This is a genomic window from Mycobacterium sp. NGS68 (genome assembly GCF_059812195.1).
On the sequence record NZ_JCALCE010000009.1, the window covers coordinates 23237 to 35027 of the forward strand.

Genomic DNA, 11791 nt, shown 5'->3' on the forward strand with positions numbered 1-11791 from the left:
CCGCAGAACACCCGGAAGGGCTGGTAAGCGATGGTGGACATACGTCTCGAATTCGGTCTGCTCGGACCGTTGGAGATGAGTGTTGACGGCGAGCTGGTGCCGCTCGGTACGCCCAAGCAGCGGGCCGTGCTGGCGATGCTGCTGATGAACCGCAACAGCCCGGTCGGCGTGGAGAGGCTCATCACGGCGGTCTGGGAGGGCTGGCCGCCGTCCGGGGCGAGGGCCAGCATTCACTCCTACGTGTCCAACTTGCGCAAGCTGCTCAGCGGCGTCGGGATCGACCCGAAGGGCGTGCTGGCCGCGGCGCCGCCCGGTTACCGGCTCAGCATCCCCGAGAACACCTGTGACCTGGGGAGGTTCATCAACGAGAAGAACGCGGGCGTGCACGCCGCGGCGTCGGGCCGGTTCGAACAGGCCAGCCGGCACCTGTCGGACGCGTTGGCGGAATGGCGCGGACCGGTGCTCGAGGACCTGCGCGACTTTCAGTTCGTCGACACGTTCGCGACCGCCCTCGTGGAGGACAAGATCGTCGCCCACACCGCGAAGGCGGAAGCCGAAATCGCTTGCGGACGCGCCTCCCACGTGATCACCGAGCTCGAGGCCCTCACCACCGAACACCCCTACCGCGAGCCGCTGTGGGCCCAGCTGATCACCGCCTACTACCTGACCGACCGCCAGTCCGACGCGCTGTCCGCCTATCGCCGGGTGAAGACCATGCTGGCCGACGACCTCGGCATCGACCCGGGCCAGACTCTGCGTGATCTAAACGACAAGGTGCTGCGCCAGGAACCGCTGGACGCCAAGAAGACCGCGAAGACCACCGCGGTGGGCAGCATCACGGTGCTCGACCAGCGCACCAGCGTGTCGGGCCAGAAGGTGACCGCCTACCTGTGCGCGGCCTCGGGTGAACGGTATGCGCTGCAGTCGGCGGCGACGCGAATCGGCCGGCTGCACGACAACGACATCGTCCTCGAAAGCGCCAACGTCAGCCGCCACCACGCCGTCATCGTGGACACCGGCACGAACTACATCATCAACGACCTGCGCTCCTCCAACGGCGTGCACGTGCAGTACCAGCGGATCCGCGCCGCCGCCACGCTGAGCGACGGGGACCATATCCGCATCTGCGACCACGAATTCACCTTCCGCGTCGCCGCCGAGACCACGGCGGAGGCAACCATCGGCTTCTCGGCGGTCGACTGAGCCGTCAAGGGGCTACGGTTCCGAAAGACGGTTGATATTGTCGGCGGCGTTTCGGCGTTGGGTTGGAGGTCAGCGATGGGCGACACGCAGGGCTCTCGGGTGGGGTCGATGTTCGGGCCCTACCACCTCAAACGGCTGCTAGGCCGCGGCGGGATGGGTGAGGTCTACGAGGCCGAGCACACCGTCAAGGAGTGGACCGTCGCGGTCAAGGTGATGACCGCCGAGTTCAGCAAGGACCCGGTGTTCCGGGAGCGGATGAAGCGCGAGGCGCGCATCGCCGGCCGCCTGCAGGAGCCGCACGTCGTGCCCATCCACGACTACGGCGAGATCGACGGGCAGATGTACCTCGAGATGCGCCTAGTCGAGGGCACCGACCTGGACAGCGTGCTCAAGCGGTTCGGCCCGCTGACCGCGCCGCGCGCGGTGGCCATCATCAGCCAGATCGCCTCGGCGCTGGACGCCGCCCACGCGGCCGGGGTTATGCACCGCGACGTCAAGCCACCGAACATCCTGGTCACCAAGGACGATTTCGCGTACCTGGTGGACTTCGGCATCGCCAGCGCCACCACCGACGAGAAGCTGACCCAGCTGGGCACGGCGGTCGGCACCTGGAAATACATGGCGCCCGAACGCTTTTCGAACGACGAGGTGACCTACCGCGCCGACATCTACGCGTTGGCCTGCGTGCTGTATGAATGCCTGACCGGGGAAACGCCGTACCGCTCCGACAGCGCGAGCATGCTGGTCACTGCCCACCTGATGGAGCCGATCCCGCAGGCCAGCGCCAAGCGGGCCGGGATCCCCCGGGGCCTGGACGGGGTGATCGCGCGCGGCATGGCCAAGAATCCCGACGACCGGTTTTCCAGCGCCGGCGACCTGGCGCTGGCGGCGCACGAGGCGCTCAGCAACCCGGATCAGGACCGCGCCGCGAACATCGTGCGCCGCAGCCAGGAGGCCACCCGGCTGGGGGCCCCAATTCCGCCGCCCCACCAACCGCCCAACCAGCCGCACAGCCGCCCACCGCAGCCGGGCCACCCGCCTCAGTACACCGGGCCGGTGTCGTCGGGGCCCGTTCCCGTGGCGCCCCAACCCACGGCAGCGCCGCAGTACTTCGGAAACGCCACCGGCGGCTGGGGCGGGCAGGCGCCCCCACCGCAGACCGGGACGTCGTGGACCCAGGCCCAGCCGACGCCCGCGAAACGCAGCCCGGCGCTCCTCATCGCGGGCGCCGCGGCCGCGGTGCTGGTCCTTGCGGCGGCGGCCATCGGCATCTACGTGGCCACGAAGTCTGACGACCACCCGCAGGCGGACCAAACCACCACGACCACGTCGACCACCTCGAGCACCTCGAGCACGACGACGACGTCCGTCGCCGGGAACGATCCGCAGAGCAAGCTGCAGAGCCTGCTGCCCAAGGGCTACCCCGCGGGCACCTGCACCTCGACCACCCCGTCGACCAACAGCATCTGGGTGGACACCATCGCCATGGTCAAATGCGGCCAGAACTCGGGCCAGGGCGGCCCGGTCAAGGCCATCTACGGGCTCTTCCCCGACATCGCCACCTTGAAAAAGGCGTTCACCGCCGACATCGGCGCCGCCAACGTCCAGCTGGTCAACTGCCCCGGGCAGGGGCCCTCGCCGGATACCTGGCACTACAAGAACACCCCGAACGCGACGTCCGGACAGATCGCCTGCGCCACGTTCAAGGACCAGCCCAACGTGGTCTGGTCCAACGAGGGCAAGCTGATGCTGGCCGACGTCTTCGGCAGCCCGGTTACGCTCGAGGAGCTGCACTCCTGGTGGGGCAAAAACGCCTGACCTGCGCGCGCCCGCGGAAGGCCCGCGCACTACGTCGCCCGCCCCATTAGCGTGGTGACGGTATCCTCGGCGGGGTCTCGGGGCGGGGTTGGAGGGGTCGACGATGAGCGACGCGAACGATTCGCGCGCGGGTTCGATGTTTGGCCCCTACCACCTCAAGCGCGTGCTGGGCCGGGGCGCCATGGGCGAGGTCTACGAGGCCGAGCACGTCGGCAAAGGGTGGACCGTGGCGGTCAAGCTGATGTCGGAAGCCCTCAGCAACGACCCGGTCTTCCGCGAGCGGATGAAGCGCGAAGCCCGGCACACCGGCCGTTTGCAGGAACCCCACGTCGTGCCGATCCACGACTACGGCGAGATCGAGGGGCAGCTATTCCTGGAGATGCGCCTGATCGAGGGCATCGACCTGGACAGGCTGCTGAAGGAGTCGGGCCCGCTGGCCCCGCCGCGGGCGGTCGCGATCATCACGCAGATCGCGTCGGCCCTCGACGCCGCGCACGCCGCCGGCGTCATGCACCGCGACGTCAAGCCGCAGAACATCCTGGTCACCCGCCAGGACTTCGCGTACCTGGTCGACTTCGGGATCGCCAGTGCCACCACCGACGAGAAGATCACCCAGGTCGGCACGGCGGTAGGCACGTGGAAATACATGGCGCCCGAGCGGTTCTCCACCGGCGAGGTGGACCATCGAGCCGACATCTACGCGCTGGCCTGCGTGCTGTACGAGTGCCTCACCGGGGCCCCGCCCTACCCCTCGAACAGCGCCGGGGTGCTGATCACCTCGCACATGATGGACCCCATCCCGCAGCCCAGTGTCCAGCGCACGGGTGTTCCGCGGTCCCTCGACTCGGTGATCGCGCGCGGGATGGCCAAGCGGCCCGACGAGCGCTACAGCACGGCCGGCGAGCTGGCCCGCGCCGCCCACCAGGCGCTCACCGACCCGGACCAGGACCGCGCCCAGGACATCCTGCGGCGCAGCAACGAAGCCACCACCCCGCACAAAACCGTGTCGCTGCGGGCCGCCGGGCCGCAACCGGTCGCGCCGCCCCCGCCGGTCCGCCCGCCGGCCGGTTATGTCGCCCCGACGAACACGCGGCGGACGCCGCCGCCGGTGCCGGTCCGTCCGCCCGCCTGGACTCCCGCCAGCGGTCCGCAGCCCATGCCGCGCCCGCCGGGTCCCCCGCCCGGCGTTCCGCAGCACTTCGCCGGGCCCACGCCGTGGAGTCAGCCGCCGCCGGCGCCGCCGCCGCGGCCGCCGTCGAGCAGGGGTCGCAACCCGTGGCCCATCGTCGTCGGAGTTGCCGTCCTGGTGGTGCTGCTCGTCGTCGGCGCCGTCCTCGTCAGGGCGGTGACACGCGAACCTGAGGAGAACCACCCCACGGAAACCGTCGGCCCGACGGCCGGGTCGACCACCAGCGAGACCACCACGGCCGCCACCAGCGCGCCGACCACCGTCACCAAGTCGGCGGAATTGCAGCGGCTGCTCGGGGCGCTCCCGGCGGGCTACCCCAGCGGCACCTGCACGCAGGACAGCAAGACGATGCCGGGAGCCGTGGTGTCGGTGAAGTGCGGAGCCAACACCGACGCCGGCGGCCCCACGGTCGCCGCGTACGGGCTGTTTGCGAACTCCGCGGCGGTGCAGGACGCTTTCAACAACTTCACCAAGACGTTCAGCATGCAGACCTGCCCGGGTGGCGGGGTATCGCCGGGGCGGTGGTGGCACGGCAACGACCCGAACACCATCCTCGGCATGGTCGCCTGCGGAATCTATAAGGACACTGAACCCCAGATCATGTGGAGCAATCAGAAAACGATGGTGTTCGGCCTGGTCGGGGGAAGCTTCAGGGTCCCAACCTCGATCAGATATACAAGTGGTGGGCTTCGCACTCCTGAGGCACTCCTGAGGCACTCCTGAGTACCGGAGGCTAGGCATGGACGACAAGACCGACACGGTCACCGCAGACCCCTCTGAGCTGGAGCTGCGGGCCTGCGGGCGCACGTGGCGGGCAACCCCCGGCCGGGTCTGGACGATAGGCCGCGCGAATGAAGCCGACGTCCGCCTGGAAAACCCCCGGGTGTCGCGGGATCACGCCGTGTTGCAGCCCACGCCGGACGGCTGGGTCCTGGTCAACCACAGCAACAACGGCATGTTCGTCAACGGGCAGCGGCTGCAGCGGCTGAGCATCCGCGGGCCCATTACCGTGATGCTGGGTTCGGTGTCCTCCGGTGAGGTGGTGGAACTGCACCCGGTCGCCCCGCCGCAGGCGCCCCGCGGCGAGGTCACCGTCGTCACCGCACCGCCCACGACGGCCCCGATCGCGCAGACCCCGCCGCCCCCACCGCCCAAGCCACAGGCGCCGCAGGTCCCGGGGCCGCCGCACCCACCGCAGGCGCCGCGCCCGCCCGCGCCGGAGCCGCCGCGCGCCGAGCGCACGACGACGATCATGAATCTCCCCCCCACCCTCCCGCCCACCCCCGCGCTGTCGCCGCCGGAGCCGCCGCGATCCGAGCGCGAGACGTCGATCGTTTCCATGCCGCTCAACGCGTTACCGCCCCAGCCCCCGCCCGCGCCTCCGCCGTCACGGCCCCGGACCGATACGGGCACGCTCACCCGGCCGCCGACCGCGGTGCACAAGATCGACCAGCTGGTCGTCACGATCGGCCGCGCGGCGGAAAACAACGTGGTGCTCGACGACCTGTTGGTGTCCCGCAGCCACGCCATCCTGCGCCGGGCCGGCGACCAGTGGGAGCTCGTCGACAACAACAGCGCCAACGGCACCTACGTCAACGGCAACCGGATCAGCCGCGCGTTCATCGGGCCCGACGACATCGTCGGCATCGGCCACCAGCTGCTGCACCTGGCCGGCGGGCGCCTGGTGGAATACGTCGACACCGGCGACGTGTCCTACGAGGCCTCGAACCTGCGGGTGGTCACCGACAAGGGCAAGGTGTTGTTGTCCGACGTCAGCTTCGCGCTGCCGGAACGCTGCTTCATGGCGGTGGTCGGGCCCAGCGGCGCCGGCAAGTCGACATTGCTGAGCGCGCTGACCGGCTTCCGCCCGGCCAGCAGCGGCGATGTGCACTACGACGACCGCAGCCTCTACGAGAACTACGCGGAGCTGCGGCACCGCATCGGGTTCGTGCCCCAGGACGACATCCTGCACACCCCGCTGACGGTGCGTCGGGCCCTGAATTACGCTGCGCAGCTGCGCTTTCCGCAGGACGTCTCCGCCGAGGAGCGCAAGAAGCGCATCGACGAGGTGCTCTCCGAGCTCGGGCTGACGGCACACGCCAACCAGCGCATCGACAGCCTGTCCGGCGGTCAGCGCAAGCGCACCAGCGTCGCGCTGGAACTGCTGACCAAGCCGTCGCTGCTGTTCCTCGACGAACCCACGTCGGGCCTGGACCCCGGGTACGAGAAATCGGTCATGCAGACCCTGCGCGGGCTCGCCGACGACGGCCGGTCGGTGGTGGTCGTCACCCACAACATCGCGCAGCTCAACATGTGCGACCGGCTGCTCGTCCTGGCGCCCGGCGGCCGGCTGGCCTACTTCGGGCCGCCGAAACAGGCGCTGAGCTACTTCAACTGCAGCGACTTCGCCGACCTGTTCAACCTGCTCGAGCACGACACTGAAACCGACTGGACCGACCGGTTCAACACGTCGTCCCTCAAGCAGGCGCTGAGCGGCGGCCGCACCGCCAAGGCGTCGCCTCCCGGGGGGCAGCCGGCCAAGGCCGTCGCGCAGCAGAGCGCGTTCGCGCAGCTCACCACGCTATGTCGCCGATATCTGGCCGTCATCGCCGCCGATCGCCAGTATGTGTGGACCCTGCCGCTGGTGCCGGTGATCCTGAGCGTGCTGCTCGTTTTCGTTCCCGGAAAGTCCGGGCTGTCCGAGTCCGCGGCCGTCATGGCGAAGTCGAATCAGCCCACCCAGTTGCTGTTGCTGCTGATCATCGGCGGCGCCCTGATGGGGTGTTCCGCCTCGATCCGCGAAATCGTCAAGGAAAAGCCGATCTATCAGCGCGAACACGGGATCGGCCTGTCGGGCGGGGCCTACCTCGCCTCGAAGCTGGTGGTGCTCACCGCGATCACCACCGTGCAGGGGTTGATTCTCGGCATCCTCGGCGTGCTGATCCGGCCCGCTCCGGACCAGGCGCTGGCGCTGTACGTGCCCCGGTTGGAGATCGCGGCGGCCGTCGTTGCCGTCACCGTCGTCTCGATGATGATCGGCCTGCTCATTTCCGCGGTGATCGGCAACGCCGACCGGGGCATGCTGCTGCTGGTGCTCGTGGTCATGGCCGAGCTGGTGCTGTCCGGCGGGGTGTTCGGCGTGTACGGCCGAATCCCGTTGGAGCAATTGTCCTGGCTGTCGCCGTCGCGATGGGCCTACGCGATGGGTGCCGCCACCGTCAACGTCAACGACCTGCGCGAGAGTATGGCGGCCGAGACCGATCCGCTGTGGGACTCGACGACCAATAACTGGTTGTTCTCCGCCGGGGCGTGCGCCGTGCAGGCGGTCGTGCTGATCGTCCTGCTCGCCATCCAGATCAGGCGGCTCGACCCGCACCGCACCGCGGGCAAGTGACCCGCGCCGCCGTCAGATGTACTTCAGGACGAAGGGCACCCCGCTGACGGCCAGCTCGCCGCACGACAGCTGGACCCGCAGCATCCGGTAGCCGACGAGGTAGACCGCGTACGACCATGCGCGCTTGGCGCTGATCGGTGCCTGGAACGTGGTCTTCGCCATCTGCGCGCTGCCTCTCGGTCCGTGGGTCGCTTTCCCGACTGGGTTTCCATCCACATAGAGGGTCCGTCGCGGCGCTTGCCGCATTCTTGATGGATCCTTGAACGCTCGATTCGCACGGAAATGGCCCTGCTGGCTCCGTGGTGGTGACACTTGTCGCACCGCGAGGGCAAACTGGGCATTACTCCTTCGACATGCACCCATCAGCGACCTGGCCGCGTGTGAGGGGGTTGTTGATATTGTCGGCGGGGTTGCGGGGTTGATTTGGAGGGTCACCGATGAGCGACACGCAGGGCTCGCGGGTGGGGTCGATGTTCGGGCCCTACCACCTCAAACGACTTCTCGGCCGCGGCGGGATGGGTGAGGTCTACGAGGCCGAGCACACCGTCAAGGAGTGGACCGTCGCCGTCAAGGTGATGACCGCCGAGTTCAGCAAGGATGCGGTCTTTCGCGAGCGGATGAAGCGCGAGGCGCGCATCGCCGGCCGACTGCAGGAGCCGCACGTCGTGCCCATCCACGACTACGGCGAGATCGACGGGCAGATGTACCTCGAGATGCGCCTGGTCGAGGGCACCGACCTGGACAGCGTGCTCAAACGCTTCGGCCCGCTGACCCCGCCGCGCGCGGTGGCCATCATCAGCCAGATCGCCTCCGCGCTGGACGCCGCCCACGCCGCCGGGGTGATGCACCGCGACGTCAAGCCCCCCAACATCCTGGTCACCCGCGAAGACTTCGCCTATCTGGTGGACTTCGGCATCGCCAGCGCCACCACCGACGAGAAGCTGACCCAGCTGGGCACGGCGGTCGGCACCTGGAAATACATGGCGCCCGAACGCTTTTCCACCGACGAGGTGACCTACCGCGCCGACATCTACGCCTTGGCCTGCGTGCTCTACGAATGCCTGACCGGAGCCCCGCCGTACCGGTCGGACAGCGCGAGCATGCTGGTCACCGCCCACCTGATGGACCCCGTGCCGCAGGCCAGCGCCAAGCGGACCGGCATTCCCAAGGCGTTGGACGCGGTCATCGCGCGCGGCATGGCCAAGAAGCCCGAGGACCGCTACGCCAGCGCCGGCGACCTGGCCTTGGCCGCCCACGAGGCGCTCAGCCACCCCGACCAGGACCACGCCGACAACATCCTGCGGCGCAGCGAGGAAGCCACGCTGACCGGCCCGCCCGCGACGGTGGTGCCGACCGGCATGACCCCCCCACCGGGCGGGACGCCACCGCCCGGCATGCGTCCGCCGCCGCCCACGATGGCGGCGACGGGCATGACGACTCCCCCGACGGCGCACATGCCCCAGGCGCCGCGCCAGAGCTTCACCCCGCCGCCGACGCCGGTCCAGCCGCCGCAGTACCGCGGACCCGGCATCTCGGGGTCCGGGCCGCGGCCCACGGGCCAGCCGAGCTGGGGCCCCAGCAGCGGGCCCGTGCCCACCGCACACCCGCCCACGCCCAGCGGCCAATACCCACAAACCGGCTGGGGCGGCCAACCACCGGGCCCGGGTGCGCCCCCGCCGCAACAGCCCGGCGGCCCGCCTCCGTGGACCCAGGCCCAGCCGCCGGCGAAAAAGCGCAACCCCTGGCCGATTATCGCCGCCATTGCCGGGCTGCTGATCGTCATCGTCGGCGGGGTGGGCATCTGGCTGGTGACCAAACCCAAGCCCAAGCCGCCGCCCCCGCCGGTGGCGACCGATCGCCTGGCATCGCTGCCGCTGAGCGTCTCCGAAGTCAACTCGATCATGGGCGCCACGGGCATGACGGCCGGCACCCCCATGACCGACCTGGGCAAGTCGTCGGTGACGCTGTCCTCGCCGGAGTGCATCGGGGTGCTCTACGCCCTGCAGAAGGACGCGTACACCGGCAGCGGCTACACGGACGTGCAGGGACTGGTGATGTCGGAACCGGGCGACAGCTTCGACCACTGGGCGCACGAGGCGGTGGTGCGTTTCCCGACCGCCGAGAAGGCCAACGACTTCCTGCAGGCGTCCCAGACTAAGTGGAAGTCCTGCGCCGACAAGACGGTCACGGTCACCAACGCCAAGAAGACCGACACCGTTCGCTGGACGCTGACCAGCCTCGAGGGCCAGCCGCCACGGATATCGCTGTCGAAGACGCAGGAGGGCGCCAAGGGTTGGCAGTGCCAGCGGGTCCTCACCGTGGCCAACAACGTGGTCGTCGACGTGAACGCGTGCGCGTACAAACCCGCCAATCAGGCCGGCCAGATCGCCGACAAGATCCTCGCAAAGATCAACGAATAGCGGCCGGGCTCAGCCCTGCAGGTCGGGTCCCTCAGCACGCAGGTCGTCGACCGCCGACATAGCCGAGCGCAGCTTGGCCAGCCACTCCTCGGTGTGCTCGCCGACCAGCCTGACCGACCACGCGAGCGCGTCGGCCCGGGACCGAGCGACCCCGGCGTCGACCAGCGTGTCGAGCACCTGGCGTTCCGGTTGCTTCAAGCGGGTCATCACCGGCACGGCGATGTGCGTGAACAGGATCTGCTCGCCGGCGACTTCCACACCCCAGGACACCTTGCGGCCGTAACGACCCTGCGCCTCGTCGGCGATGTTCATCCGCTCCGCACGGGTCTCCTCGCGGAAGCGCGAGGCGCGGCCTTCTGCGCGATCGCCGCTCTCTTCCTGCTCGCCGGCCTCCGGCAGCTTGCCGACGACCGTGATCTCCTCGCGGTCGACGATCACCGTCGGGTCACCGTCGAACCAGCCTTCGGGCAGGCGCCCGGCGAACCATTCCGCCGCGCCGCTGGCGTCGGGTTGGGCGGCTTGCTGCCAGCCGCCGGAGCGCCCGTAGCGACGCCCGTGTGTGTGGTGGTGTTGTTTCATGATTACATGATTACACCGTTGCATTGATTACGGTATTGCGTTCACCACCGGCGAACGTAGGCGTCAGTCGTCGGCGGGTGTGCCGCCCCGCCGCGCCCGGAACAGCCGCATCTCGCCCTTGATGCCCTTGAGGTGGCGCGAGCCGGCGAAAGACCAATCGAATCCGGCGTCGTCGCCGACGGCTTCCCGCACCGAGTCCGCGACCAGCACCGTCCCCGGCCGCGCCACGCCGGTGACCCGGCTGGCCGCGTTGACCGGGCTGCCGAACCAGTCGCCGGCCCGGCTCACCGCCATGCCGGTGGCCGCTCCGGCCCGCAGCCGGGGAAAGTCGTCATCGGTGTCGACGACGTCGACGAGCTTGAGCATGGTGTCCAGCAGCGGCTCGGGTTCCGGGCAGACGAACATCACCGCGTCGCCGATGGACTTGACGAACCGCACTGGCGGCGCCGTCAGGTCCCGCGCCAGGCTGGCCAATCGGTCGGCCAGCTGTCCCAGCTCTTCGGCCGACATCGCCTCGCCGAGCTTCGTGAAGCCCACCAGGTCGGCGAACGCGATGCTGACCTCGCGCGCTCCCGGCAGCGGCTTGCCGGCCGCACGCTCACCGGCGTTGACCGCCTCGGTCTCCACCATGTGCCGCAGCTGCATGAACAACATCTCTTGAGTCATCGGACCGAGGATCGGCACGATCTCGCTCACCAACGACTTGGACGCCTTGGCGATCTGCAGTTCGGTGGCGCCCGGCCGCATGATGGCCGCCAGCGCGGCGTAGCGCATCGCTTCGGCGGCGTGGGACAACCCTTCGGCCAGCACGCGCACCACCAGCAGGATCTGCTCGGTCGGGACCCCGAGGTCGGCGAACCGCTGCGCATATGCGGCGGCTTCACCGTCGGCGCGCATGTGCACGACGGCGTCGGGGTCGTCCACCCTGGCCAGCCCGATCGCGCGCTGCACCCGCTGGAGCAGGTCCAGGTCGACTCCGTGGGTCTCGCTGATCTCCCGGGTGGACATGTACGTGCCGTCGTCGCCGATCAGGTGGCGGCTGGCCAGCAGCAGCGGCGGGTTGGTCGCGCGGATCTCGTCGGCGGTGATGTCCTGTTCCAGCAGCCACTGCACCAGCTCGGCGCGCTCGCTACGAGCGGCGCCCTCGAGCCCGGCGAGCAGGTCGTCGTCGACGTCGTCGGTCATGGG

8 protein-coding genes and 1 pseudogene are annotated in these 11791 nt (G+C 69.4%); 6 read left to right on the top strand and 3 right to left on the bottom strand.

The features are described from left to right. The first annotated feature begins 30 nt into the window (after positions 1-30). The 5 genes and pseudogenes from embR to AC5Y5V_RS12230 all read left to right on the top strand — a co-directional run bounded on the left by embR (position 31) and on the right by AC5Y5V_RS12230 (position 7604). Positions 31-1203, top strand: coding sequence for an ATPase/transcriptional regulator EmbR (embR, locus tag AC5Y5V_RS12210; RefSeq protein WP_499934956.1), 1173 nt, complete (start codon positions 31-33; stop codon positions 1201-1203). 75 nt (positions 1204-1278) lie between these two features. Further along, complete coding sequence (locus AC5Y5V_RS12215) at positions 1279-3021, top strand: serine/threonine-protein kinase (RefSeq protein WP_499934958.1); 1743 nt, start codon at positions 1279-1281, stop codon at positions 3019-3021. A gap of 103 nt (positions 3022-3124) precedes the next feature. After that, positions 3125-4933, top strand: a complete 1809-nt coding sequence (locus AC5Y5V_RS12220) for a serine/threonine-protein kinase (RefSeq protein ID WP_499934961.1) — start codon at positions 3125-3127, stop codon at positions 4931-4933. Positions 4934-4949: 16 nt separating this feature from the next. Beyond that, positions 4950-5183, top strand: a pseudogene (locus tag AC5Y5V_RS12225) (FHA domain-containing protein); the annotation flags it as partial. 366 nt (positions 5184-5549) lie between these two features. Continuing rightward, positions 5550-7604, top strand: a complete 2055-nt coding sequence (locus AC5Y5V_RS12230; protein ID WP_499935335.1) for an ATP-binding cassette domain-containing protein — start codon at positions 5550-5552, stop codon at positions 7602-7604. Positions 7605-7616: 12 nt separating this feature from the next. Here the strand turns inward: AC5Y5V_RS12230 and AC5Y5V_RS12235 are convergent, their stop codons facing one another. Further along, complete coding sequence (locus tag AC5Y5V_RS12235) at positions 7617-7766, bottom strand: hypothetical protein (RefSeq protein WP_499934963.1); 150 nt, start codon at positions 7764-7766, stop codon at positions 7617-7619. Positions 7767-8041: 275 nt separating this feature from the next. Here AC5Y5V_RS12235 and AC5Y5V_RS12240 point away from each other — a divergent pair, with 275 nt between their 5' ends. Then, the gene (locus tag AC5Y5V_RS12240) at positions 8042-10024 is read left to right on the top strand and encodes a serine/threonine-protein kinase PknH/PknJ (RefSeq protein ID WP_499934965.1); all 1983 of its coding nucleotides are present in this window, start codon (positions 8042-8044) and stop codon (positions 10022-10024) included. 9 nt (positions 10025-10033) lie between these two features. On the opposite strand, the gene abmR is transcribed toward AC5Y5V_RS12240, so the two are convergent. Beyond that, the gene (abmR, locus tag AC5Y5V_RS12245) at positions 10034-10603 is read right to left on the bottom strand and encodes an ATP-binding transcription factor AbmR (RefSeq protein WP_499934967.1); all 570 of its coding nucleotides are present in this window, start codon (positions 10601-10603) and stop codon (positions 10034-10036) included. Positions 10604-10666: 63 nt separating this feature from the next. Continuing rightward, positions 10667-11788, bottom strand: a complete 1122-nt coding sequence (locus tag AC5Y5V_RS12250) for an adenylate/guanylate cyclase domain-containing protein (RefSeq protein WP_499934971.1) — start codon at positions 11786-11788, stop codon at positions 10667-10669. Positions 11789-11791: the final 3 nt, after the last annotated feature.

Excerpts from the sequence above, each read along its gene's own strand:
- embR (WP_499934956.1), top strand. The coding sequence starts at position 31 with ATGGTGGACATACGTCTCGAATTCGGTCTGCTCGGACCGTTGGAGATG.
- AC5Y5V_RS12215 (WP_499934958.1), top strand. The coding sequence starts at position 1,279 with ATGGGCGACACGCAGGGCTCTCGGGTGGGGTCGATGTTCGGGCCCTAC.
- AC5Y5V_RS12220 (WP_499934961.1), top strand. The coding sequence starts at position 3,125 with ATGAGCGACGCGAACGATTCGCGCGCGGGTTCGATGTTTGGCCCCTAC.
- AC5Y5V_RS12230 (WP_499935335.1), top strand. The coding sequence starts at position 5,550 with ATGCCGCTCAACGCGTTACCGCCCCAGCCCCCGCCCGCGCCTCCGCCG.
- AC5Y5V_RS12235 (WP_499934963.1), bottom strand. The coding sequence starts at position 7,766 with ATGGCGAAGACCACGTTCCAGGCACCGATCAGCGCCAAGCGCGCATGG.
- AC5Y5V_RS12240 (WP_499934965.1), top strand. The coding sequence starts at position 8,042 with ATGAGCGACACGCAGGGCTCGCGGGTGGGGTCGATGTTCGGGCCCTAC.
- abmR (WP_499934967.1), bottom strand. The coding sequence starts at position 10,603 with ATGAAACAACACCACCACACACACGGGCGTCGCTACGGGCGCTCCGGC.
- AC5Y5V_RS12250 (WP_499934971.1), bottom strand. The coding sequence starts at position 11,788 with ATGACCGACGACGTCGACGACGACCTGCTCGCCGGGCTCGAGGGCGCC.